Origin of the sequence: Pseudoalteromonas sp. ESRF-bin5 (assembly GCF_002632075.1) — a bacterium.
Classification (GTDB): Bacteria; Pseudomonadota; Gammaproteobacteria; order Enterobacterales; family Alteromonadaceae; genus Pseudoalteromonas; species Pseudoalteromonas marina.
In genome coordinates this window covers 1-24,792 of sequence record NZ_NTLW01000078.1, presented here as the reverse complement: position 1 = coordinate 24,792, position 24,792 = coordinate 1, and the positions used below count along the sequence as shown (strand labels likewise).

At 40.4% G+C, this 24,792-nt stretch carries 20 protein-coding genes and 1 other RNA gene; 7 read left to right on the top strand and 14 right to left on the bottom strand.

Annotation, left to right across the window (positions count from 1 at the left end; genetic code table 11):
* From BCG07_RS03580 to BCG07_RS03570, 3 genes are all read right to left on the bottom strand, one after another.
* On the bottom strand, positions 1-1,964 hold a 1,964-nt coding region (locus BCG07_RS03580; protein WP_286888703.1), incomplete at its 3' end, for a PDC sensor domain-containing protein.
* A 195-nt stretch (positions 1,965-2,159) separates the two neighbouring features.
* Positions 2,160-2,256, bottom strand: an RNA gene (ffs, locus tag BCG07_RS03575) — signal recognition particle sRNA small type.
* Between the two features lie 138 nt (positions 2,257-2,394).
* Entirely contained in the window at positions 2,395-3,267 is an 873-nt protein-coding gene (locus BCG07_RS03570; protein ID WP_008126701.1) for a DUF3014 domain-containing protein, read from the bottom strand.
* A gap of 232 nt (positions 3,268-3,499) precedes the next feature.
* Between BCG07_RS03570 and BCG07_RS03565 the strand changes: the two genes are divergently transcribed.
* Positions 3,500-4,645 carry a patatin-like phospholipase family protein gene (locus tag BCG07_RS03565; protein WP_243533708.1) on the top strand — a complete coding sequence of 382 codons (1,146 nt, stop codon included), beginning with the start codon at positions 3,500-3,502 and terminating at the stop codon, positions 4,643-4,645.
* 4 nt (positions 4,646-4,649) lie between these two features.
* Here the strand turns inward: BCG07_RS03565 and BCG07_RS03560 are convergent, their stop codons facing one another.
* Complete coding sequence (locus BCG07_RS03560; protein ID WP_243531160.1) at positions 4,650-6,623, bottom strand: monovalent cation:proton antiporter family protein; 1,974 nt, start codon at positions 6,621-6,623, stop codon at positions 4,650-4,652.
* A 133-nt stretch (positions 6,624-6,756) separates the two neighbouring features.
* Between BCG07_RS03560 and BCG07_RS03555 the strand changes: the two genes are divergently transcribed.
* Positions 6,757-7,653, top strand: a complete 897-nt coding sequence (locus tag BCG07_RS03555; RefSeq protein WP_006793611.1) for a GGDEF domain-containing protein — start codon at positions 6,757-6,759, stop codon at positions 7,651-7,653.
* Between the two features lie 66 nt (positions 7,654-7,719).
* Here the strand turns inward: BCG07_RS03555 and BCG07_RS03550 are convergent, their stop codons facing one another.
* The 6 genes from BCG07_RS03550 to lpxB form a co-directional block, all read right to left on the bottom strand.
* Positions 7,720-8,067, bottom strand: a complete 348-nt coding sequence (locus tag BCG07_RS03550; protein ID WP_243531162.1) for a hypothetical protein — start codon at positions 8,065-8,067, stop codon at positions 7,720-7,722.
* Positions 8,068-9,372 (bottom strand): tRNA lysidine(34) synthetase TilS, encoded by a 1,305-nt coding sequence (gene tilS, locus BCG07_RS03545; protein WP_286888697.1) that lies wholly within the window; start codon positions 9,370-9,372, stop codon positions 8,068-8,070.
* Between the two features lie 93 nt (positions 9,373-9,465).
* On the bottom strand, positions 9,466-10,422 hold the full coding sequence (gene accA / locus BCG07_RS03540) for an acetyl-CoA carboxylase carboxyl transferase subunit alpha (RefSeq protein WP_006793614.1): 957 nt from the start codon (positions 10,420-10,422) through the stop codon (positions 9,466-9,468).
* Positions 10,423-10,438: 16 nt separating this feature from the next.
* The gene (gene dnaE / locus BCG07_RS03535; protein ID WP_286888695.1) at positions 10,439-13,930 is read right to left on the bottom strand and encodes a DNA polymerase III subunit alpha; all 3,492 of its coding nucleotides are present in this window, start codon (positions 13,928-13,930) and stop codon (positions 10,439-10,441) included.
* On the bottom strand, positions 13,930-14,535 hold the full coding sequence (rnhB, locus tag BCG07_RS03530) for a ribonuclease HII (protein ID WP_243531168.1): 606 nt from the start codon (positions 14,533-14,535) through the stop codon (positions 13,930-13,932). Before rnhB ends, dnaE begins: the two co-directional genes overlap by 1 nt.
* Entirely contained in the window at positions 14,525-15,682 is a 1,158-nt protein-coding gene (gene lpxB / locus BCG07_RS03525) for a lipid-A-disaccharide synthase (protein WP_243531171.1), read from the bottom strand. Before lpxB ends, rnhB begins: the two co-directional genes overlap by 11 nt.
* Positions 15,683-15,981: 299 nt before the next feature.
* Between lpxB and BCG07_RS03520 the strand changes: the two genes are divergently transcribed.
* From BCG07_RS03520 to cydC, 5 genes are read left to right on the top strand one after another with little or no spacing between them, the layout of a single operon-like run.
* Positions 15,982-17,556: a cytochrome ubiquinol oxidase subunit I gene (locus BCG07_RS03520; RefSeq protein WP_006793618.1), complete on the top strand. Its 1,575-nt coding sequence runs from the start codon at positions 15,982-15,984 to the stop codon at positions 17,554-17,556.
* 2 nt (positions 17,557-17,558) lie between these two features.
* Positions 17,559-18,698 carry a cytochrome d ubiquinol oxidase subunit II gene (gene cydB, locus BCG07_RS03515; RefSeq protein WP_286888691.1) on the top strand — a complete coding sequence of 380 codons (1,140 nt, stop codon included), beginning with the start codon at positions 17,559-17,561 and terminating at the stop codon, positions 18,696-18,698.
* A 12-nt stretch (positions 18,699-18,710) separates the two neighbouring features.
* Complete coding sequence (gene cydX / locus BCG07_RS03510) at positions 18,711-18,875, top strand: cytochrome bd-I oxidase subunit CydX (protein ID WP_006793620.1); 165 nt, start codon at positions 18,711-18,713, stop codon at positions 18,873-18,875.
* Positions 18,865-20,652: a thiol reductant ABC exporter subunit CydD gene (gene cydD, locus BCG07_RS03505; protein ID WP_286888688.1), complete on the top strand. Its 1,788-nt coding sequence runs from the start codon at positions 18,865-18,867 to the stop codon at positions 20,650-20,652. The genes cydX and cydD overlap by 11 nt, the downstream gene beginning before the upstream one ends.
* The gene (gene cydC / locus BCG07_RS03500; RefSeq protein WP_286888686.1) at positions 20,645-22,387 is read left to right on the top strand and encodes a thiol reductant ABC exporter subunit CydC; all 1,743 of its coding nucleotides are present in this window, start codon (positions 20,645-20,647) and stop codon (positions 22,385-22,387) included. Before cydD ends, cydC begins: the two co-directional genes overlap by 8 nt.
* Here cydC and BCG07_RS03495 read toward each other — a convergent pair.
* From BCG07_RS03495 to lpxD, 4 genes are all read right to left on the bottom strand, one after another.
* Positions 22,370-22,762: a septal ring lytic transglycosylase RlpA family protein gene (locus BCG07_RS03495; protein WP_286888684.1), complete on the bottom strand. Its 393-nt coding sequence runs from the start codon at positions 22,760-22,762 to the stop codon at positions 22,370-22,372. The two genes, cydC and BCG07_RS03495, sit on opposite strands and share 18 nt — an antisense overlap.
* Before the next feature lie 138 nt (positions 22,763-22,900).
* Entirely contained in the window at positions 22,901-23,671 is a 771-nt protein-coding gene (lpxA, locus tag BCG07_RS03490) for an acyl-ACP--UDP-N-acetylglucosamine O-acyltransferase (protein WP_286888682.1), read from the bottom strand.
* A gap of 2 nt (positions 23,672-23,673) precedes the next feature.
* On the bottom strand, positions 23,674-24,126 hold the full coding sequence (gene fabZ, locus BCG07_RS03485; RefSeq protein ID WP_286888680.1) for a 3-hydroxyacyl-ACP dehydratase FabZ: 453 nt from the start codon (positions 24,124-24,126) through the stop codon (positions 23,674-23,676).
* Between the two features lie 27 nt (positions 24,127-24,153).
* A partial coding sequence (gene lpxD, locus BCG07_RS03480) for a UDP-3-O-(3-hydroxymyristoyl)glucosamine N-acyltransferase (RefSeq protein WP_286888678.1) occupies positions 24,154-24,792 on the bottom strand: 639 nt, incomplete at its 5' end.

Genomic DNA, 24,792 nt, shown 5'->3' with positions numbered 1-24,792 from the left:
CGCTGAATAATAAACTCAACATTGTTAGAATGAATAATGGGTGAGAATAACGAGTGTATATTTTCTATAAACGGAGCAAGCAAAGTAGCACGGGGGCTTATTTGCATAGCGTTAGCTTCAATTTTAGAAAAATCTAAAATATCATTTAATATTTGTAGTAAATTTTTTGAGCTTTTTTGTTGTGTTTCAAGAAGGTCACGCTGCTCATCGGTAAGGGTGGAATCACGAAGTAATACCTCACCCATACCTAAGATCCCGTTCATAGGCGTGCGCAGTTCATGACTCATATTGGCCAAAAACTGTGACTTAGCTTTATTAGCTTCATTAGCAGATTTAACTGCTTTTGTTAGCTCATCTGTTTGCTCTGCCACTTTAACTTCCAATTGCTGGTTAAATTGGCTTAGCTGTTTATTTAGATCCTGATTTTTAATATTAGACGCTTGTAAGCTCTCTATTGAGTCCCTTAACGCACTTCCCAGCATCTTAAACTGCTCTTGTAGCTGCAGTACTTCGTACCAACTAGACTCTGTATTAAAATGTTGTTTTTCTGATTTATCAAAATCATGCATTAAATTAGTTAAACCAATAATTGGCTGAACTAATAAGTTAGACAAATGATGTATAAACAACACCACTAAAAATATCAACACTGCACTAAATAATATTGTTGGTAACCAGGCACTTGCTACTACCTTTGTTAAGTGCTTACGATTGTAAAACGTGATGACCTGCCATTTACTAACAGTATCAACATACTGATTGGTATGAAATACTTCATTATTAACAGAACGGAACAGTTGATTATCGCCCAAGTTACTTATCGTAAAATCTAAAGTTTTAAAGTCAGCCAATATGTCAAATTGTGCTAATGAGCTAAAAACAATCCTTTGCTCAGCATCGAGTATAATTAGCTCACCAGTTTGGTTAAACAAATTCGGTATATATTGCTCTAAACGTTCAAGCTTTAACGACCCTTCCACTACACCATAAAACTCATCATTTCTGTAAATAGGCGCAGAAAGTGCAACTATAGGTTCATTACCAAGGCCACGCCCCTGAAACACACCACTGCTATAACCTTGAGGATACTGTTTAGCTTGAGAGAAATAAGGGCGGTCGTTTACAAAGCGTTTTTCTTCACTAAGTCCTTCTAATAATGTGCTGGGAATACTTTTAGCTACATAGCCATTTGGCATTGCATATAAGCTTGTAGTAAAACCTGGGTATAAATTCATTAACTGCGTTAACTGTTGTTGTATAGTAATTCCACCACCTATGGCATTACTGCTCATTACCACCGCGTTTTTATGAAACTGTAAATAGTCATTCAACTGTGTGCTAATTGATTTCGCTTTTTCTTCAAGCTGAGCATTTACCTCATACTCTATGCGTGAGTGATGATCGTTCACTAAAAAAACACTTGTAATAAGGACAACCAAAACAATAATGACGCTGACAACATAGCTAAGAATACGGGCGAGTGGGCGTCCTTGATAAGCACGACTAGCAAAGGGAACAAATATGCTCATCAAATCAACGAGTGCTAAGCTTATTAATGCATTTACCAGGTATTTAAACACTGCAACAATAAGCGTTAGCGATGCTAAATCCATTACAAACTGGCCTATGCCCCAAATGATAGGCAGTCCAACTAAAAACCAAAATACGGCACCTAAGGGTAAAATAGGTTTAGAGCGCCTTAAACAAAAAACATAAAGCCATAAAAGCTCCAACAAATAAACTATGCTGGGCCAACAGTGCCCCCACCTATAGAGTAAAAAGCTTGAGACAATTGCGAGCGTAAGGCAGGAATAACGCAGTCCAGTGAATACTAAGCTGCATAAAACAAAAAATTGTCCAAATAAAAATTCAGAACTATCGAAAAAATACAGGGGTAAAAGGTTAACCAACCCGCCTATTAACCCTAATAAAATAGCTAGTGCCCACTTACTTCTTTGAGACATTACAACAACCCTTGGGCATCTGATTTAACATGTGTAGCGTTAACGTTAACGTATTATTTCATTATTGCGCAATATCTAAGTGTTGTCTATATGGCAGAAATATAGGGAATATCAGAAAATAAACTTGTGTGTATTTGGTTAAAGTTTTTTGAATTGATTAGCTGTAGTCACCCAAATGAGGAATTTGGGTGGCAGTCTTACCAGCCACATCTCGGCACACACGTCACAAACTGTGGCTGCTCCCTTCCGGGCCTGACCAGGTTCGCCTGCTAGTGTTGCGAGAGGACCAATAAGACTACCATTGAGGGCCTTGGTTGGCGCGGAGGAGATTATCTCTACTTTTACTGTGTTATTCAAGGGATAATCAAAAAAGAAGGTGCGATTGCATACTTCATATACAATCGCGGCTTTGAAATTTAATTTGTGACTGTTATTTGCTCTCTAATTGCGCTTTTATATTACGAAGTGCTGCTTTTACTTTTTTCATGTTGTCTGGACCCATGCGTAAAAGCTGTTTTTGAGCAGCAGGAAGTTGCTCCCACTCTGAAAACGCATACTGATAAGTTACTGAGTCACGTAAAAGTGGTAAGGCGCCTTCAGGCTCCGGAGTATCAAGTAGTAAATCGATAGCGTCGTTCAATGTTTGCTTAAACTCGTCATCGCCATAACCAATTTCAGTGTATGCATCGTTAATAAGTGGCTGGTACTCTTCAAACATACGGACTACTTGCGCTGCACTCATGCTAGTAAAAATTTTTACATACGGTGTGTAACGCTCATAACTATTTGGATCAATTGTTAAAATATCCCCTTCGGTAACACTAAAGCTTTCTTGGGGTTTAATAACAGGATTATGTTTTTTAGCTACTTTGCCTTGAGCTAAGTTGTCAATAAAAACAACACCTCGACGAATAACATCATCAGTGACTAATAGGCTCATCACAGAGTCACTTAGGTACTCGTCAATTTTGGCAACAACCATAGTATCACTATCGTTTAAGGCAGGTAGCGTAGCTACTTCTGGTTCGGGTTCAACTATGCGCTGCGCTGGCACTTCGAGCTCTGCCGGCTGTTCAACTGCTGTTGGCTCTTCTGGCTCAATTATATCTGGTTCATTTAATGGCTTAAGTTCCATTATTGGCCGCTCTTTAACGGGCTCTGTTGCTTCTATGCGCGCAACCGGTTCGTCACTTGGTTTAAGTAATACAAATGCAACCACACAGGCAACAACAATTAGCGTAATAATGGCAAGAAGTAAGTTACTGTTTGTTGAGCGTTTTTGAACATCTGGTGAGTCTGACATACGAACTCCATAAAAAAATAAAAATGCGATATCACTTAGAGTGGGCTAAGTGGATTAAATTCATTCTGTTCGAGTTTTTTATTAAATCAATAGTTATCTTAAGTTAGACATGCTGAATTCAGCATTAAATTATACAGTTATAACTCTATGAACAGTTAACCTTTGATTCTTCTAGCTTAAAGACTTACAGTTGATAAATAAAGTAAAGACGTTGAACAGTTTAACCACCAATATGAAAATTAAGCAAATAGATCCCAAAAAACCTAAAACAGCCTTATTACTCACTGGTGGTGGTGCTCGAGCGGCGTATCAAGTAGGTGTTTTAAAAGCGCTAGCTCACAGTATGCCACGTACGGCACCTCTTCCTTTTAGAATAATAAATGGTACGTCTGCAGGCGCAATAAACTCTGCAGCCTTGGCTTGTTATGCCTCTTGTGCGCACTTAGCAGTGCGAAAATTAGAATCTGTTTGGAAAAACTTTTCGACCTCAATGGTGTATAAAAGTGATTTTTTAAGTGTATTTGGCCATATTGCGCGTAATATTTTAACTAGCTTTCAATCAGAGCATATTAACCACCCACCAGCAAGCTTGCTTAACAACCGCCCTTTACGTGGTTTACTTAACGAAATTTTAGACCTGCATCGCATAGAGCGTAATTTACACCGAAACTATTTAGAGGCGCTTTCGATTACAGCCTCAAGCTATACCACAGGTGATTCAGTCGCTTTTTTTCAGTCAAATACACAAACAGCTTGGCAAAGAGCTAAACGAGAAGGCCGCCCAACACGCATTAATGTTGAGCATTTAATGGCATCTAGTGCTATTCCAATGGTGTTCCCAAGCGTGAATATCCACAATCATTACTTTGGTGATGGTTCTATACATCAACTATCGCCACTTAGCCCTTCAATACATTTGGGTGCCGAAAAAATATTTATCATTGGTGTAGATGAACCTAAAGAGCCGCATCCACCGGGATATTCTGCGCATTACCCTGGGCTTTCTGCTGTAGCCGGACACTTGCTTGATAGTGTATTTACCGACACCATGCAGTCAGACTTAGAACGCTTGGGTAGAATAAACCGCACTTTGGGGCTTTTACCTGCGCGAGATAAACACCAAGAGCTAAAGCAAATAGATAGCTTTGTTATTAACCCCTCACAAAACTTTAATGTTATTGCAGCACAGTATTACAACGATATGCCATGGGCGATAAAAGTATTATTGCGTACTATTGGTGTTAAAAAGCACTCTCAATCAAGTTTAACGAGTTACTTATTATTTGAAAAACGCTATACCCAGCACTTAATGGAAATAGGGTATCAAGACGGCATGGCTAAGCTACCTGAAATAAGAGCTTTTTTAGGGCTCGATTAATTTATTATTCAATGCCGTCTAATAAAAAATGTTCTACGCGTTCCACACGCCTTGGTTTACCTTGCAAAACGAGTATATCGTTGGCAAGCAAGATAATTTGATCTGAAGGGGCATCTATTTCTCGGTCTTGGCGTCGCAATGCCTTAATAGATACCTTGCGCTTTACTAAATTAAGCTCATTTATACTTTTATTAACCGCATGTGCTTTATCGGGCAGAGCAACCACATGCAAATACTCTAATTTATCTGAATTACTTTCATCGTTGTTTATATGCTCACCTGTAAAAAAACTTTGCAAAAATTGATAACGATTTCTTCGCTCATCACTCACTCGCCTAATAATTCGGCTCATGGGTACACCCGACATAGACAAAACATGCGAGACTATCATTAAACTTGCTTCAAGCGTTTCTGGTACAACTTCAGTGACACCAAGCTCTCGTAGTTTTTCAAGCTGGCTATCGTCACGGGTACGTATAAGTATTTTTACCTCTGGAGCTATTTGCTTTATTGCATCTATCACTATTTGTGTTTGTTCAAACTCGGTAAATGTAATAATCACCAACCGCGCTCGCTCTACGCCCGCACACTTTAAAATATCTTTTTGTTTAACGTGGCCAAATATTACAGGCTCACCTGCGGCCTTACCTTCTTGAACAAGTATGGGGTTACTTTCAACAGCAACATATTCAATAGCTTCTGGCTTTAAAAAGCGCGCTATAGTTTGCCCTACCCTCGAAAAACCACAAATGACGACATGGTTTGTGTAAAGCGCACTTACTTGTGGCTCACCTTCCCATGCAATGCTTGGGCTATTTAATAACCCTAAACGCCTTAAAATATAGGGTGTTTTTTCAATTAAAAATGGGGTTAACGCCATCGATAACACACCAAGGGCAATTAAAAATGAAATGTGTTCGCTGGTTAATAATTGATGCTGCCTACCCAAAGCAATTAATACAAAACCAAATTCACCCATTTGCCACAGCATAATGCCACACGCTAAAGAGTCCTGCTTTCGTTCACCCATAAGTTGTGCACTGATGGCAACCACGGCTATTTTTAAAACCAATAATCCAAATAATGCGCCAACAATAATAAGACCATTGCTAAACACATAGAGTAAATCGAGCTGCATGCCTACGGTAACAAAAAACAGCCCCATTAAGATATCGCGAAATGGCCGTATATCGGCTTCAAGCTGGTGCCTGTAATGACTTTCACCAAGCATCATCCCGGCCAAAAATGCACCTAGCGCCATTGATAAGCCAAACATATAGGTTAGTAAACCTGCAAACAAAGCAACTAGTAGCGTAGTAAGTACAAATAACTCATCAGTGCGCACTAAGGCTATTTCGCTGAATACTTTAGGCAGTAACCATTTACCAATAGCCCACAGTAATACGCAAACAAAAGCCCCTTTAGTTAGAGAAAATGCTAACGCCCACCCAATTGTTTGTGAATCGCTTGTGGCAAATAAAGGAAGAATAATAAGTAAAGGGACTACGGCAATGTCTTGAAACAACAATACACCGATTGCTAATTGCCCTCTACGCTGATTAAGTTCACCACTTTCTTTGAGCAACTTAACAACTACCGCCGTTGAAGACAGCGCCATAATAGAACCAATAGTAAAGCTGGTAAGCAAACTGAAGTTTAAACAGTACAAAATTATAATAAGCACTAAGCTTGTTACAATCACCTGCAGTGAACCTAAGCCAAATACAATATTACGCATGGCCATTAATCGAGATATTGAAAACTCAAGCCCTAAGCTAAAAAGCAAAAATACAATACCAAGCTCTGCAACAAAGTCTATTTCGTGCGTATGTTCAAGCCATCCAACGCCATGACTGCCAGCTAAAACACCTGTTGCTAGGTACGCCAAAATTGGCGGCAAACCGATGCGCTTAAAAAACCACACAAAAATAACGGCAACGACAAGTAAGCCAAAAAATTGAGCATTAGTACTTTGCAAATTTGGCCTCCGGCTTCAATTAAACTAGGGGATGTAATTTAACTATAGCAAGCAATTGTTTTTAAGCTAATTTTAAAATATGGCACAAAAATCGCTTAATATTTGCAAAGCAACACTCTCGGGGGAGAATTTAATGGAAAATGTCCATATTTTGACGCAACGTGTCTCTGGTCGCGGCGACTTTTTGCCGTTTTCGGCTGAACACACACCAAATAATGAAACAACGGCAACACACGAGTTAGTCGCTGAGCTACAGACTAGTTTAGTTATTGAAGATGTATTAGCCATATACGCAAAATTTACAAAAAAGCTTTTAAACTTTACGGGATTGCAGTTTCAGTCAACGCTTGGCACTGCACAAACGTCTGAAAGCGATACTAATAGCACGCCCTATATTTTTGACTTAACGATTGGAAGAGAGCACTTAGGGCAACTTATATACTTTAGTAAATACCCTTTAGGCAAAGCAATTGAAAGTAAGTTACGCTCGCTTCACTCTGCGCTAGTGTACCCACTACGCAATGCAATGATGTATAGCCGCGTACTTAAATTGGCGACAAAAGACTCATTAACGGGTTTGAACAACCGTAGTCAATTTAATGACATTTTATCTCAAAAGCTCGAAAATTGTCGCCGCTATCAGCGCCCTTTCAGCTTAATGTTACTTGACCTAGATAATTTTAAGCAGGTAAATGACAAGTTTGGCCACAAAATTGGCGACGATACACTTAAAGAATTTGCAACGGTATTAAATTCAAGTATACGCGCTACAGATACCGTATTTAGGTTCGGCGGCGATGAATTCGCAATACTAATAGAAGACCCTGAATTCAAAACTAATCAGGTTGTATCTGAACGTATAATGCAATTTGTAAAGCAATCTAGCTTAATGTCAAAGCATGAAGTTACGGTTAGTATTGGCTATACCTTAGCAATGAGTAATGACTGCGATATAGAAATCTTTTCTCGCGCAGATAAAGGCTTGTACAAAGCAAAAGCGTCTGGCAGAAACTGCGCTAAAGCATATTGATTATAAGGCTTTTTTAAAAGGCTTAGCTTCCCCCGCTAAGCCTTTTTCATGTAAACCGTTGCCCTATTACTTAATAGACTTTGCAGGTAAAAATTTATAAATTGTCAGTGCTACACAAAAACCTAAAAAGTAACCACTCACTAAATTTATTAAGGCTGTGGCGGTATCAAGAGGCGTAAATAACACTAAAACGAGCGGTAAACTCACCCCTAATATAAAAAATATACCGCCTTTACCTAACCAATACGCCATTAATATAACCGCTGATATAGCACCGCCTAAAACAGCATACGCTAAAGTGACAATGTTCAAATCAAGCAATACATTAGCAACTATCGCTATCAGGGCTGTTAATAGTATGCCTAGTGGCGCTTTATTGACTAGCGATAATCCAACATGTGGCTGTTTACTCATTTATTTACACTCCCAATAAATACCATTTTCATCATAATGTTTTTCACTTATAAAATAACCAACCACTTGTACTAGTTCGTCATTATAAAAAATAAGCGGCACTTGACTTCGAAGCCAAGGCGCTACTTTTGCGTCCTTAAACCAGTGCTTTACGCTGTTACTCCCGGGCTTTTTAAGAGGCTTTATACGAGCGCTGTTGTAATTAAATCTTACTGAAACCTGCTCATTGGCATACGGTGCTCTTATTCCTGCACCACTTTGCTTTGTTAATACGCGGCCATCGTTGAGAGTGAGTTCATGAGTGATTAACTTATCATCATTCACAATGTTTTTTTGAGTTACAAAGTATAAATACCCTTGGTGGCGCCTAACCTGTCCATCAACTAAGTCAATTTGAATTTTAGCATCGGCCTGAGCGTTTATTGCCTGATTAATAATTTGTGATAACTGCTTTTGAGGTGGCATTACTTGGGTAAATAAGCTAAGCCACGCACGAACCACATTTGTTATGCGCACGTCGCTATAGTGAATTATTTGGCTAATACACAATGCTTGCTGGTCATTTAAACTTTGGCTTAAATCAATTTGAGTGTACTCATCAAGTAGCGCTTGTTGTTGCTGCAATAACTCAATGCTGCGCCCAGCACACTGTTCAAAACCTTTAAACCGCATAGCCAGTTCAGGCACTACACGTGCACGCAAAAAGTTACGATCAAAACGCTCATCGGTATTTGAGTCATCAGTAATGTGCGCAATATTAAACGCTGTGGCAAAGTACTCTATATCACTGCGCGTAATGTTTAGAAGCGGCCTATAGCATATTCGCCCGCTTTGTAGTTCACGCATTGCTTGCATTGCTCCTAACCCTTTTAAGCCCGAGCCACGCTTTAAACGCAGTAAAAACGTTTCTATTTGATCGTTTAAATGCTGGCCTAATAAAATAACACTTTGCGGTGCGCTTAGTTCATCAAGTGCTTTATAACGTGCCTCACGAGCCTGCGCTTCAAGGCTTGTTCGTGTTTGCCGGCTTATTGTTACCTGCGCGGTATTAAACGGTATATCTAGCTCAACGCATAGGTTTTGGCAAAAAGCCTGCCAGTCATTAGCGTATTCGCTTAAGCCATGATTAACGTATATTGCACTTACCTTTAGCTTTGGCATTTCTTGCTTTAGCACGTGCATTACATGTAACAATACAACTGAGTCGACCCCACCCGAAAGCGCAACAGTAAAATTAAACTGTTGTTGCTTAAAAAAGTGCTCTAGAGCGTGTTTAACGTGTTGATAAATGGCTGATGATTGCATGCAATACGCTATAAAATTTGTGTTGATTGTATTTTAAAACAAAAAAGCCGCATAAGCGGCTTTTTTTAACATTTAATGTAATAGCTACTTTTATTAGCAGTAACCAAACGACATTAAACGTTTGTAACGTTGATCAAGCATGTCTTCAAGCGAAAGCGCTTGTAAGTCTGCTAAATCACGTTTTAAACGGGTTTTTAAGTTACGCGCCATCGCATCGTAATTACGATGTGCACCACCTAAAGGCTCATCAACTAAGTTGTTGATTAAATCTAACTCTTTAACGCGCTCAGCGGTTACGCCCATAGCCTCTGCAGCAAGTGGTGCTTTATCGGCGCTTTTCCATAAAATAGATGCGCAGCCTTCTGGCGAAATTACCGAGTACGTGCTGTATTGCAACATATTAACTCTGTCACCAACACCAATCGCTAATGCACCACCTGAGCCGCCCTCACCAATAACCGTACAAATAGTTGGCACTTTAAGCGCCGCCATTACTTTAAGGTTACGTGCAATTGCTTCAGACTGACCACGCTCTTCAGCGCCAACACCAGGGTATGCACCTGGCGTGTCGATAAAGGTCATAATTGGCATTTTAAAACGCTCGGCCATTTCCATTAAGCGAAGTGCTTTACGGTAGCCTTCTGGTTTTGGCATACCAAAGTTGCGTTTAATTTTTTCAGCTGTGTCGCGGCCTTTTTGTTGGCCAATAACCATAACGGGTTCGCCATCTAAACGTGCAACACCGCCTAAAATAGCCGGGTCGTTAGCAAAAGTACGATCGCCTGCAAACTCGTCAAATTCCGTGAAAATGCGCTCGATATAATCTCGAGTATAAGGACGCAACGGATGACGCGCTAACTGCGATACTTGCCAAGCGCCTAAATTTGAGAAAATTTCCTCTTTTTGCTTAGCACTTTTTTCTTTTAATTTGCTGACTTCCTCTTCTAGCTCAAGGTCTAATTCGCCAGCGCGGCTTATGCTTTGTAATTCTTCAATTTTTGCTTCTAATTCTGCAATCGGAAGCTCAAAATCAAGATAATTGAGGCTCATGCTCTAAACTACCTAATCAGTTAAATTCTAGTTCTACATCTTGTGCCGCCATGAGTGATAACTTGTGAATCAAGTCGTCGCTCGGCGTGACACACCATTCGATCCCTAGGGTTAATTGCGCCAACGCATCTGGGCGTTGGTAATAAACCTTGATCGGACACGTTCCCATTTTATAAGGTTCGAGTACTTTTTGTAATTTATCGAAGAAACCTGCCTCGATTTGCACCATGTTCAGCGTCATTTTAATCGCTTTAATACGTTTTTCACGCGCTTGAGCAATGGTGTTTATTTCTCTGGCGGTCATTGTAATGCCACCGGAGAAGTTATCAAAGCTGACCTGTCCAGATATTACCAAGATATTGTTAACTTGAAGCATTTCTTGGTACATTTCAAACTGTTCTGGGAACAAGCGTACATCAATACGGGCGCTCTTGTCATCTAAAGTTATTAAGCCCCAACGGTTGCCTTTTTTATTAATTAAGGTCCGCGCTGAAATAACTAGACCAGCGGCAGTAGAGAGTACATCACGATTAGTTGGTTGTAAATCCACCAGCTTTCCGCTGGTGTAATACCTAAGTTCCTTGCGATACTGATTTATCGGATGCCCAGTTAAATAAAGGCCTAGGGTATCTTTTTCACCTTCAAGCCATTCATTGTCGGTCAGGCCCGTGGCCTTAATAAAGGCTTGCTCTACTTCGTCTGGCTCAGTAGCCAATAAACCAAATAAATCGCTTTGTCCAAGTTGCTCTGCCTTGTTGTGCTGATCGGCCGCGCGCATAGCGTCTTTTAAACTTGCCAGTAATGTTGCACGCCCAGCTTGGGTTTTCTCTGGCCCAAGCTTATCAAGTGCACCAGCATAAATTAATTTTTCGGTGACACGTTTATTTAGGCGTTTTAAGTCAACGCGAGCACAAAAATCAAATAAATCCTTAAACGGGCCGCCCTTTGCGCGCGCTTCTAAAATAGCGTCTACTGGCGCTTCACCTACACCTTTAATTGCGCCAATACCATAAACAATTTCGCCTTGCAGGTTTACCGTAAACTTAAATTCACCGGCGTTTACATCGGGCGGTAATAAGGTAAGTTTCATGTTTTCACATTCATCTACCAAAATCACTATTTTGTCGGTGTTATCCATATCGGCCGACATTACCGCAGCCATAAACTCAGCTGGGTGGTGCGTTTTCATCCATAAGGTTTGGTACGAAACCAGTGCATACGCTGCTGAGTGAGATTTATTAAAACCATAACCTGCGAATTTTTCTACCAAGTCGAAGATTTTTATCGCCAGTTCGCCATCAATACCATTATTACGCGCGCCATCTTCAAACGTTGAACGCTGCTTTGCCATTTCTTCAGGTTTTTTCTTACCCATTGCACGGCGTAACATATCTGCACCACCCAGCGTATAGCCTGCGAGTACCTGCGCTATTTGCATTACTTGTTCTTGATACAAAATAATGCCATAAGTGGGATCGAGTATTGGTTTTAAGCTTTCGTGTTGGTACTGCGCATCTGGGTATGAAATTTCCTCTCTACCCAGTTTTCGGTCGATAAAGTTATCTACCATGCCTGATTGCAATGGACCTGGGCGGAACAAGGCTACTAATGCAATCATATCTTCAAAGCAATCGGGCTTAAGGCGGCGTACTAAATCTTTCATGCCGCGCGATTCTAGCTGAAACACCGCGGTTGTTTCGGCGCGCAGTAATAGCTCTATGCTTTTTTTATCATCCAGTGGAATAGTGTTTATATCAACAGGGTCTTTGCCTTCGCGCTGCATACGCACGTTGGTCATATCCACTGCCCACTGCAAAATGGTCAAGGTACGTAAACCCAAGAAATCGAACTTAACAAGGCCCGCGGTTTCTACGTCGTTTTTATCAAACTGTGTTACCGGAAATTTACCTTCATCGTCACAATAAAGTGCAGCAAAGTCGGTAATGGTGGTCGGCGATATTACAACACCACCGGCATGTTTACCGGCATTACGCGTACACCCTTCGAGGATGCGACACATATCGATTAAATCTTTTACCTCTGAGTCACCATCGTATGCTTCTTGCAAACGCGGCTCTACTTCAAAGGCTTTGGCAAGGGTCATTCCCGGATCGCCTGGGATCAGTTTCGAAATACGATCAACAAAACCATAAGGATGACCAAGTACACGACCTACATCGCGTATTACCGCTTTTGCGGCCATAGTACCAAAGGTAATAATTTGTGATACCGCATCACGCCCATACAATGCCGATACGTGATCAATTACTTCGTCGCGTCTGTCCATACAAAAATCGACGTCGAAATCGGGCATTGATACACGTTCAGGGTTTAGGAATCGCTCAAAAAGCAAGTCAAATTCCAGCGGATCGAGGTCAGTAATTTTAAGTGCGTACGCCACTAATGAACCCGCACCCGATCCTCGCCCTGGACCTACCGGTATATTGTTATCTTTACTCCACTGAATAAACTCCATTACGATTAAGAAGTAACCCGGAAAACCCATTTGGTTGATTACGCCAAGCTCTACGGCTAAACGTTCATCGTATTCAATACGTTTTACTTTTCTATCTTCTTCGTCAGGGAACAAAAACTGTAGTCGTTCTTCAAGGCCATCTTCTGACACTTTAACCAAAAACTCATCAATATTAAGAGAGCCCGTTGGATAATCTGGTAAAAAGTATTCGCCTAACTTTACAGTCACATTGCAGCGTTTAGCTATTTCTACCGTATTTTGTAGTGCTTCAGGTATATCACTAAATAACTCAGCCATTTGCTCAGGCGTTTTTAGGTATTGTTCTTCTGAGAAACGTTTTGGACGGCGTTTGTCATCAAGTGTGTAGCCATCAAATATAGCTACACGAATTTCGTGCGCTTCAAAATTTTCAGGTTTTAGAAATACCACTTCGTTGGTTGCAACAACGGGCAGCTGCTCTTTAGCTGCAAGCTCTACCGCCATGTGCAGGTAATCTTCTTCAAGCGGGCGGTTAGTTCGTACAAGCTCTAAATAGTAATGATCGCTAAAGTGCTGCTTGTAAAAGCTAATTACGCTTTCTATAACGCCCGGATTATTTTTTAATAATGCCTTACCTAAATCACCGTCTTTTGCGCCCGAAAGAATAATTAAGCCTTCTTTATGATTAGCTAACCATTCTCTGTCAATTACTGGACGATGAAATACATGACCACGCTGATACGCCTCAGAAATTAATAGCGTTATATTTTTATAACCCACATTGTCTTTAGCTAAAATTGTAATGCGACATGGCTCATCCGGAAATTCAGGGCTGCGCAGCCAAAAATCAGCACCCACAATCGGCTTTATACCGGCATTATGGGTAGCGCCATAAAAGCGAACTAATCCACAAAAGTTCATTTGATCGGTAATAGCAATCGCGGGCATTTCTAGCTCTTGCGCCTTTGCGACTATTGGCTTGGTTTTAGCTAAGCCATCAACCATCGAAAAGTCTGAGTGGACCCTTAAATGTACAAAATCAGGTGCTGCCATTATTTTTCCTCGCCTTTCGCTTGCATAAGTACACGCTGCACGGGTTTAAAACTTTTACGATGTTCATCTATTGCACCGTACTGCTCAAGTGCTGCAAAGTGCGCTTTAGTTGGGTAACCTTTATGCCCTGCAAACCCGTATTGCGGGTGGCGTTTATCAAGTTCAAGCATTTCATCATCACGCGCTACTTTGGCTAAAATAGAGGCTGCTGATATTTCGGCAACCAGGCTATCGCCTTTAACAACCGCTTGAGCAGGCATTGTGAGTTTTGGTAAACGGTTCCCATCTATAAATACAAACTCAGGCTGTGTGCTTAGTCCTTCCACTGCGCGGCTCATAGCAAGCATGGTCGCTTGTAAAATGTTTAAGTCATCAATTTCTGATGGACTACAACGGCCATAGGCATAGCATAATGCGTTTTCTTTTATCTCGGTGGCTAATGCTTGGCGCTTTTTGTCTGTTAATTTTTTAGAGTCGGCTAGACCAGCTATTGGTTTAGTTGGGTCAAGTATTACCGCAGCGGTAACAACGTCGCCAACCAGCGGGCCTCGCCCTACTTCATCAACACCGGCAATTAAGGTTACATTGGGTCGTTCAATTTGCATGTATTAACTCCGCCACAGCATTGGCTGCTTGCTCGCTGGCATTTAATCTAATGTTTTCATGAATTGCTAAAAAACGCGCTTTTAATTGTCTATTGTCTGTTTCTAGCATTGGGGTAAGTGCTTGAGTTAAGTTTTTAACATTACAGTCGCTTTGTAAAAATTCAGGCACTAACTCTTCATCTGCCAATAAATTTGGCAACGAAAAATATTTGATGTTAAAGGTAAACAAGGTTTTAAAAATCCAGTAGCTTAATGGTTTTATTTTATACCCAACAACCATTGGCTTTTTATACAGCATGCCTTCGAGTGTGGCTGTGCCAGACGCAAGTAAAATGGCATCTGCCGCTTGCATTGCTAATTTAGATTGCCCATCTAGCAAGCTAATATTAAGGCTAGGCGCTGTGGCATTTAAAATATCAGTAAACTGCGCTTTGCGCTTTTCGTTTACCAGTGGAACCACAATTTTAAGGTCTGGGTTTTGAGCTTGAAGTTGCTGCGCTGTTTTTATATAGGTTTCACTCAGCAAGCCTACTTCAGAGCCTCGGCTACCTGGCAATAATGCCAGTACTTTGTCATCAAGACTTAAGCCTAGTTTTGCACGTGCTTGGCTATCGTCGTGCTCAAGCGCTATATCGTCTGCTAATGTGTGCCCTACAAACGTACACGGTACTTGGTGCTTGTCGTAAAATTCTTTTTCAAACGGCAATAGTGCAAGCACTAAGTTAGTAGCTGCGCTAATAGTATGAATACGTTTTTCTCGCCATGCCCAAACTGAAGGGCTTACGTATTGAACTGTTTTAATGCCTGCATCTTTTAATGGTTTTTCAACGCGAAGATTAAAATCAGGGGCGTCTATTCCAATAAATACATCGGGTGGGTTATCTATAAAATGTTGAACCAATTGTTTACGAATTTTCAGTAAACGCGGTAAACGCCCGAGTACTTCAACCAAGCCCATTACAGACAGCTCATCCATATCGTATAGAGTTTTACAACCTTGAGCTTGCATTTTTGGTCCTGCAATCCCCTCAAAGGTGGCATCTGGAAAATGTACTTTTAATGCTTTTATTAGGCCTTCGCCTAAAATATCGCCCGACAGTTCGCCTGCCACTATACCTATTCGTAGTTGTTTTTTTTCTTTCGTCATTTGCTTTTTAGTTCATATTTTAATCGGGCGTCATGAGTTTAGTTTACCGCGTTTTGGTATGTGTTTAAACGCTTTAAATAACTCGTTTTTTAACTGTAAATATAATCTCTATTGTTGTTTATTTTTAATACTGATGTAGCATATAAATTATATATTAAGTTTTACTAATATATATTGACAAGTATTGTGCAATTGTGAATAATATTGCAAACTTTCAGTAATTACTGAAAGTTCATTCAATCATTAACTCTGCCAATAACTCATTGCCCAGTTAATCCGTCACATTCAAGGAGCATAAAATGATAGATGAAACCTTTGTGGATCTATCGCGACTACAGTTTGCTGTTACCGCACTCTTTCACTTCATATTTGTACCGTTAACAATAGGTATGACTTGGATCTTAGTTATTATGGAATCAGTTTATGTTATGACTGGTCGCGAAATTTATCGTGATATGACTAAGTTTTGGGGTAAGTTATTTGGTATTAACTTTGCCATTGGTGTTGCCACAGGCCTCACTATGGAGTTTGAATTTGGCACTAACTGGTCTTATTACTCACATTATGTGGGTGATGTATTTGGTGCCCCACTGGCTATTGAAGGGTTAATGGCATTCTTTTTAGAATCAACTTTTGTGGGTATGTTCTTCTTAGGATGGGATAGACTTTCTAAACGTCAACATTTAGGCGCTACCTTTTTAATGGCACTGGGTACAAACTTATCAGCATTATGGATATTAATTGCTAATGGTTGGATGCAAAACCCAGTAGGTGCTGAATTTAACTACCAAACTATGCGAATGGAAATGACCAGCTTTGCAGAGCTGGTATTTAACCCTGTTGCACAGGTTAAGTTTATTCACACGGTATCTGCAGGCTATGTCGCCGCGTCTATGTTTGTTTTAGGTATAAGTAGTTGGTACATACTAAAAGGTCGCGATTTAGCATTTGCTAAACGTTCATTTTCAGTGGCTTCAGGGTTTGGTTTAGCCTCAATTTTATGTGTTATTTTACTTGGTGATGAATCAGGCTATGAAGTAGGCGAAATTCAAAAAGTAAAATTGGCAACTATTGAAGCCGAGTGGCACACAGAAGAAGCGCCCGCTGCGTTTACTGCATTTGGTTTTCCTGACTCTGAAGAGCAAGTAACCCATGCCGCTGTAAAAATACCCTATGCACTGGGTATTATTGCTACACGCTCACTTGACGAAAAAGTTACGGGTATTTCTGATTTAGAGAAAAAACATGAAATACGTATTCGTAACGGCATGATTGCCTATGGCTATCTCACTAAACTAAGAAACGGCGAAGATACGCCTGAAAACATTGCTAAATTTGACGCAGTAAAAGATGACTTAGGCTACGGTTTGTTGCTTAAACGATATACATCTGATGTTGTTGATGCCACAGAAGAGCAAATTCAAAAAGCAGTGAAAGATTCGTTCCCAAAAGTAGGCCCTATGTTTTGGTCGTTTAGGATTATGGTTGCCTGTGGTGTCGCTATGCTTGCTGTGTTTGTATTAGCATTTTACTACAATGCACACCGTATTATTGAGCAAAAACGCTGGTTACTTTGGGCTACAGTATTAAGTATTCCATTGCCATGGATTGCGATTGAATTTGGCTGGATCGTTGCAGAATATGGACGCCAACCTTGGGCTATTTCTGAAATACTACCGACTTTTTTAGCAACATCGTCATTAACGGTCAATGACATTTTAATTAGCTTAACGGGCTTCATCATTTTTTACACTGGCCTTGCTATTGTTGAAGGCTGGTTAATGATTCACTTTATTAAAAAAGGCCCTAGCTCATTACATACTGGTAAATACCATTTTGAGCTGCCAAACAACACACAAGCAAAAGGAGAATAATCATGATTTTTGATTATGAAACATTAAAAATGTTGTGGTGGTTGATCATTGGTATCCTTTTAATCGGCTTTGCAATTACCGATGGTATGGACATGGGGGTTGCTATGCTCCTTCGCCTAGTTGGTAAAACAGATTTAGAACGACGCACTGTAATTAATACAATTGGCGCACACTGGGATGGTAACCAAGTTTGGTTTATCACCGCAGGCGGAGCATTATTTGCGGCTTGGCCAATGGTGTATGCGGCCGCTTTTTCGGGGTTTTACTTTGCCATGATGCTGGTGCTATTTGCACTCTTTTTTAGACCTCTTGGTTTTGATTACCGCTCAAAAATTGATTCTAAGCGCTGGCGTAATAACTGGGATTGGGGATTATTTGCAGGTAGCGCAATTCCGGCTTTAGTATTTGGTGTAGCATTTGGTAACTTGTTTCTAGGTGTACCATTCAATATTGATAATTTATTACGTGTAAGTTACCAAGGTTCGTTTTTTGGCTTGTTAAACCCATTTGCACTCCTCGCTGGTTTAATTAGTATAGCTATGCTTATTGCACATGCAGGTATGTGGTTACAACTTCGCACAGCAGATGCGGTTGCAGAACGATCTGGCCAATACGGACGTTATGCATTGATTGCATTTATTGTTTTATTTGCCGCGGCCGGATTTTGGGTGGCTAATTTAAGCGGCTACCAAATTGTGTCTATGGGCGATACTCAAGGCCATGCTGATCCGCTCGCTAAAGTAGTTACCACAGCAAAAGGCGCTTGGCTAAATAATTACACTGAGCGTGCATGGACAGTAACCTTTCCTGTTCTAGCGTTTGCTATGGCATTGAGTGCATTAGTATTTTCAAAGCTCAATAAACCAGCGTTAGGGCTTATTTCGACTGCACTTATGTTAGTAGGTGTCATTATGACGGCGGGCGTTTCATTATTTCCATTTATTATGCCATCAATTAACAACCCAAATATTAGCTTAACAATTTGGGATGCCGTTTCGAGCCATAAAACGCTTAACATTATGCTTGTAGCCGTGGCCATTTTTGTACCATTAATTTTAGCCTACACCACGTGGTGTTATGTAAAAATGTGGCGCAGAGTAACCGTAGAAGAAATTGAAACTAACACTCACGGCAGCTACTAAGGAGACTGAACTATGTGGTATTTTGCTTGGATTTTAGGTGTACTTTTAGCCTGTACCTTAGGGGTAATAAATGTAATGTGGTACGAATTTCATCAAAATAAAAACAGCATTGCTGATGATGAACAACCGATGCATGATTTATTAAACGAGGCTAACTCGACCAACAATGACGACTAACCCCCGACCAAATCGCGCGCAGCAACAAACACTGCGCGCTTTTTTAAAAACACAAAGTAAACCCGCCTCATTATGGTTAAAGCTCAGTATTGCACTGGGTACTTTTAACGCTATTTTAATGATTGCCGGAGCATATTTACTCGCTCAGGCTATTCATAACGTAATGTTTGAAGGTAGTAGCTTAAGTGAAGTCACTCACTTGCTGTGGCCATTAGCAGGTATTGTTTTGCTTCGCGCTATTTTTTTAGCACTAAGTGAAAGGCTAAGTGCTCTGGCTGCCCTTAAAATAAAATCGGCTATGCGCCAAACACTGTTAACTAAATTAAGCTTGCTGGGCCCTAGTTATATTGAGCAACACGGTCAAGGTGCAACTTTAAATACGTTGCATAATGGTGTAGAAGAACTTCACGACTATTACGCAAAGTACCTGCCTGGTGTTGCTTACAGTGCTCTTATTCCACTAGCAATCTTGGTTGTTATTTTTCCGACCGATTACAAAGCGGGATTAATATTTTTATTAACGGCTCCGCTTATTCCTTTTTTTATGATTTTAGTTGGATCAAAAGCAGAAGCGTTAAATCAAAAGCGTTGGCAACAACTTGCTGTTCTAGGTAATTACTTTTTTGACAGAGTACAGGGGTTAACCCAGTTAAAACTATTTAATGCCACGCAAACCGAATTAAAACAAATAGCTAAAATTTCTGATGACTTTAGGCATACTACACTAGGCGTGTTAAAAATTGCGTTTTTATCGTCTTTTGCCTTAGAATTTTTAGCCACAATCAGTGTGGCTTTAGTGGCTGTAATTATTGGTTTTAGGCTTTTTTTTGGCACACTTGATTTTTCTACTGGCTTTGTTGTGCTGCTTTTAGCTCCCGAGTTTTATTTACCGCTTCGTCAATTAGGAAGCCATTATCATGCTCGCTTGCAAGGTATTAGCGCCGCTGCTGACATGGTGACTATTTTAAATGCCCCCTTACCCTATCAAGATACTGAACTAGTTAACAATACAACCGAATACACCACGTCTGATACTATTGATTCAATAAACATTAAAAATTTAACCTACATTTACCCTGACAGTAACGAAGGCATACACAATGTCACCTTAAGCCTACCAAAAAAAGGCTTGGTGGCAGTTGTGGGTAACAGTGGCTCAGGGAAAAGTACTTTATTTGATTGCCTGCTGGGTTTTCACCCCCAAGTAATACCTTGTATTTATATTAACGGATTGCCATTAGCAGCAAACGATATTACCCAACTACAGAATCAAGTTGCGTGGATACCACAAAACCCAACACTATTTTTCGATAGCATTGGCGCTAATATAAAATTAGCCAAACCAGACGCATCACAGCAAGAGCTAGAGCAAGCAGCGCAACAAGCAGGCGCCCTTGAGTTTATAAATACCCTACCCTCTGGGTTTGATACGTTAATAGGAGAGCAAGGTGAAGGACTCTCTGGAGGGCAAAAGCAACGTATTGCACTTGCTCGGGCATTTTTAAAAAACGCCCCTATATTAATGCTTGATGAGCCAACAGCGCACCTTGATAGCCAAACAGAGCAACACATTCAACACGCCATTATTATGTACGCTAAAAACAATTTAGTACTGGTAATCGCACACAGATTAAACACTGTAAAACACGCCGACAATATTATTGTAATGGACCAGGGTAAGGTCACTGAGCAAGGTAGCTTTGAAAAACTAAGCACTCAACATGGCGTGTTTTATAATTTGCTAAATGCCGCTAAGCAAGGAGGTTCCGATGAGTAACTTTATTAGATTGATAAAGCTCTGCCGCCCTCATTATAAAGCCATGCTACTGGGTACGCTGTTAGCAACAATTACGGTGCTTGCGAACGTTGGCCTACTGGCTATTTCAGGCTGGTTTTTAGCATCTATGGCAGCTGCAGGTATTGCTGGCGTGCAAATGAACTATTTTACACCCGCTGGCACAATACGTTTTTTAGCCATTGTAAGAACGGCTTCTCGTTATGCTGAGCGCTTAGTTACTCATAATGCGACTTTTTTATTGTTGAGTGAAATTCGCGTAAATATGTTTGCAACACTCAGTAAGCTCAACAATGTTGATTTAGCCATGAGCCGCAGCGCTGATTTACTGAATCGACTACAGAACGATGTTGACGCACTCGATAAATTTTATTTGAACGTGTTAATGCCCATGATGGTTGCTTTGTTAAGCGTGCCAATCATTTTGCTTTTCATGTCTGCTTATAATGCAAATGTAGCACTCATTTGCTTTATGGGAATTTTATTAATTGGCGTTGTCATACCTGCGCTTTTAAGTGCTTCACTTACAAAAAATAGTCACAAAGAAACACACCTTAGTGCACAGTTACGGGCCGAATTATCAGATACCTTAACAGGCCTCAGAGAGCTTAGTATTTATCAAGCCCGTACTGAGCAGTTAAATAAATGCGATAGATTAAACGAGCAGTACAACCAACAATTATTTGTTCGTCATAAGGCGTTAGCAAATGCAGATGGACTGACTCTACTAATAGTACAAATGGCCATGTTAGCTAGCATAGTGACGATAGCCCCATTGGTTTATACTAATTCCATGGTTAACGTAGAACTTGCCATGTTAACGCTTTTTGTATTAGCAAGCTTTGAAAGCGTATTACTACTGCCCAATGCATTTATAGAGCTGCCTAATGTACTAAAAGCCGCAGAGCGGTTATTTACCCTCCAAGATAAAGCATCTGATCAGAGCAATAATTGTAGCGCTTTAATTGATACTCAGTTTGATAAAAATAATATTGCGCTAACGCTTAATAACATTAGCTATAAATACGATGAGCATAACGCATTAAATAATGTCAGTTTTATGCTTAAATCGCGGCAAAAAGTAGCCATTGTAGGTCGAAGCGGGAGCGGTAAAACCACCTTAGTTAATTTGCTAACCGGTTTATGGCCACTTCAGCAAGGTAGTATTACATTGGGTGACCATAATAACCCGCAAGACCTTCACTCACTTAGCAGTGACAGCCGAGCAAACGTTATAAATATATTAGCGCAGCAACATCATATTTTTGATGGTACATTAAGTGAAAACTTGCGTTATGCAAAGCCAAGCGCTACAAAAGAAGAAATGCTTGAAGCCATTAACCTTGCACAGCTAGAGCCTTGGTTTAATGAGCTACAAGAGGGTTTAAAAACACGTTTAGGGACAGGCGGCAGAAGCGTATCCCAAGGACAATCAAGGCGTATAGCGATTGCGCAGGCTTTATTACAAAACCCAGCTATTTTAGTACTTGATGAACCCACTGAAGGGCTAGATAACCAATCTAAGCAAACCGTAATGAACGCCATTATGCACGTAATGAGTGACGCAAGCGTACTTACAATTACCCACGACCCTGCTCTTCTAGCGCAAATGGATAACATTATTTGGCTAGAAAATGGCAAACTTGTAGCGCAAGGTAGCCACAAAGAGCTTAGCGAAAAACATCAGGAATATGTGTCGCTAACCACCCGTTTTTAATACGCTGATTGAGACATCAATAACGCCGACTTTAGGGTCGGCTATTTTTTTAAACATACCTAACGATAAATCAATAACACGCCCTCTAACGTACGGGCCCCTATCATTTATTCTTACGATTACCGATTTATTGTTAGCTAAGTTAGTTACCTTTACCTTAGTACCAAAATCAAACTCTAAATGTGCAGCAGTGGCAGCGTTTTGATTAAAGGTTTCGCCATTTGCCGTTGTACGGCCATGGTATTTATTAGCGTAATAAGAGGCTTTCCCTAACTGAGTACGCTCTCCATTAGCTGTGGTAACTAAAGGTTGACTACTACACGCAGCCAAGACAGACAAAAGACTGAGGGGTAAAATTAACTTCGTAAGAGACATAGCTGTGCTTTAAATATAGTAAATTTTCGCAAAGGTTAACCTTGCCTCGCTGAGTGCATACTGAATTAAAATATTTTAAAGGCAATAAAAAACCACCGTCGATTTCTCTAAGGTGGTTTATTTAAAAACAAAAAGTGCCTATCTTACGATCCCGCGCTCAGAGCTTTTAACAAAATCTATCATAGTTTGTACTGCAGGGTATTTAACCGCGTCTTCACTTAGTGATTCAATTGCTTCATCAACACCTAAACTCTTACGATAAAACGCTTTATACGCTCGGCGAACGGCCATTATTTCATCGCTTTCAAAGCCTCGGCGTTTCATGCCTTCTTTATTGATTGCAGCAGGACCAGCTGGCATACCAATCGTGGTCACAAATGGCGGAACATCTTTGTTAACGCCAGAGTACATGCCAATAAACGCATGTGCCCCTATTTTACAAAACTGATGAACCCCTGAATTGCCACCTAAAATAACCCAATCAGCAACATGAACATGGCCTGCAACACTGGCATTATTAGCAAAAATTACGTTATCGCCTATCACTGCATCATGTGCCACGTGGGTATAAGCCATAAATAAGTTATTACTACCAATTTTTGTTACGCCTTGGTCTTGAATGGTACCACGGTGAATGGTTGCACACTCACGGATAACATTATTGTCACCAATGATTAATGTAGTGGGTTCGTTGTTGTATTTTTTGTCTTGGCAAGCTTCACCGACAGACGCAAATTGAAAAATATGATTTCCAGAACCAATGGTAGACGGTCCTTTAACAACAACGTGAGATTCAATAATACAGTTATCACCGATAACAACATCATTGCCTATATAACTATATGGACCAACTGAGACATTGTTGCCTAGTTTAGCGCCAGGTTCGATTATTGCTGTAGAATGGATCACTATTAAAACTCTCTTCTCGCACACATAATTTCGGCACTACATACTACTTTGCCGTCAACTTTAGCTTCAGCAGCAAACTTCCATATATTGCGGCGCTCTTTTAAAAACTCTACATGCAAATGCAATGTATCACCAGGCACAACCGGTTGCTTAAAACGAGCGTTGTCTACTGCTGCAAATAAGTAAAGCTCGTCTTCGCTGCGATTTTCAACTGTTTTAAAACCAAGAAGACCTGTAGCTTGTGCCATAGCTTCTAATATTAGCACACCAGGGAAAATAGGCTGGTTTGGAAAATGGCCAGTAAAAATAGGCTCGTTTATAGATACATTTTTAATGGCATGCAATATCTTACCCGGAGTAAAATCAATAACACGATCAATTAAAAGCATCGGGTAACGGTGTGGTAATAAAGCTAAGATTTCTTGAATATCAAGGCTATTTAATTCGTTTGCCAAAATAGCATCCTTTTATGTGTTCAACGTTTATGACTTAGCCAGTGCTTCAAGCGCTTTCAAACGAGACTTCATGTCTGATAGATTACGCAAGTGAGCAATTGATTTACGCCATTCTTTGTTAGTTGTATGGGGCATACCTGATGAATAAATACCGGGTTCGGTGATTGATTTTGTCACCATGCTCATACCCGTAATTATAACACCATCGCATACTGACATGTGACCATTAATTGCAGTCATACCACCAATTTGGCAGTTTTTACCTATGGTAACACTACCTGCAAGAACAGAGCAGCCAGCAATTGCTGTGCCCGAGTTAACTTCAACGTTGTGTGCTATTTGACATTGATTATCAATAATCACATTGCTATGAATAATCGTATTATCAAGTGCACCACGGTCAATTGTAGTGCTGGCGCCTATTTCTACTTTATCGCCTATGATCACAGAGCCTAGCTGAGGAATTTTAAGCCACTGCCCACGCTCATTTGCATAACCGAACCCATCGCTACCAACAACACTATTTGCCTGAAACAAACAATCCGATCCAATTTCAACGTCATGGTAAATAGTCACACTAGGCCAAAGCTTTGTCCCAGCACCTATTTTAACACGTTCTCCGATAAAACTGTTCGGACCAATTTGCGCGTTATCACCAACAACTGC

Excerpts from the sequence above, each read along its gene's own strand:
- cydB (WP_286888691.1), top strand. The coding sequence starts at position 17,559 with ATGATTTTTGATTATGAAACATTAAAAATGTTGTGGTGGTTGATCATT.
- rnhB (WP_243531168.1), bottom strand. The coding sequence starts at position 14,535 with ATGCAAATTGAACGACCCAATGTAACCTTAATTGCCGGTGTTGATGAA.
- cydC (WP_286888686.1), top strand. The coding sequence starts at position 20,645 with ATGAGTAACTTTATTAGATTGATAAAGCTCTGCCGCCCTCATTATAAA.
- accA (WP_006793614.1), bottom strand. The coding sequence starts at position 10,422 with ATGAGCCTCAATTATCTTGATTTTGAGCTTCCGATTGCAGAATTAGAA.
- cydD (WP_286888688.1), top strand. The coding sequence starts at position 18,865 with ATGACGACTAACCCCCGACCAAATCGCGCGCAGCAACAAACACTGCGC.
- lpxB (WP_243531171.1), bottom strand. The coding sequence starts at position 15,682 with ATGACGAAAGAAAAAAAACAACTACGAATAGGTATAGTGGCAGGCGAA.
- BCG07_RS03555 (WP_006793611.1), top strand. The coding sequence starts at position 6,757 with ATGGAAAATGTCCATATTTTGACGCAACGTGTCTCTGGTCGCGGCGAC.
- BCG07_RS03495 (WP_286888684.1), bottom strand. The coding sequence starts at position 22,762 with ATGTCTCTTACGAAGTTAATTTTACCCCTCAGTCTTTTGTCTGTCTTG.
- BCG07_RS03565 (WP_243533708.1), top strand. The coding sequence starts at position 3,500 with ATGAAAATTAAGCAAATAGATCCCAAAAAACCTAAAACAGCCTTATTA.
- BCG07_RS03570 (WP_008126701.1), bottom strand. The coding sequence starts at position 3,267 with ATGTCAGACTCACCAGATGTTCAAAAACGCTCAACAAACAGTAACTTA.
- BCG07_RS03520 (WP_006793618.1), top strand. The coding sequence starts at position 15,982 with ATGATAGATGAAACCTTTGTGGATCTATCGCGACTACAGTTTGCTGTT.
- tilS (WP_286888697.1), bottom strand. The coding sequence starts at position 9,372 with ATGCAATCATCAGCCATTTATCAACACGTTAAACACGCTCTAGAGCAC.
- cydX (WP_006793620.1), top strand. The coding sequence starts at position 18,711 with ATGTGGTATTTTGCTTGGATTTTAGGTGTACTTTTAGCCTGTACCTTA.
- dnaE (WP_286888695.1), bottom strand. The coding sequence starts at position 13,930 with ATGGCAGCACCTGATTTTGTACATTTAAGGGTCCACTCAGACTTTTCG.
- BCG07_RS03550 (WP_243531162.1), bottom strand. The coding sequence starts at position 8,067 with ATGAGTAAACAGCCACATGTTGGATTATCGCTAGTCAATAAAGCGCCA.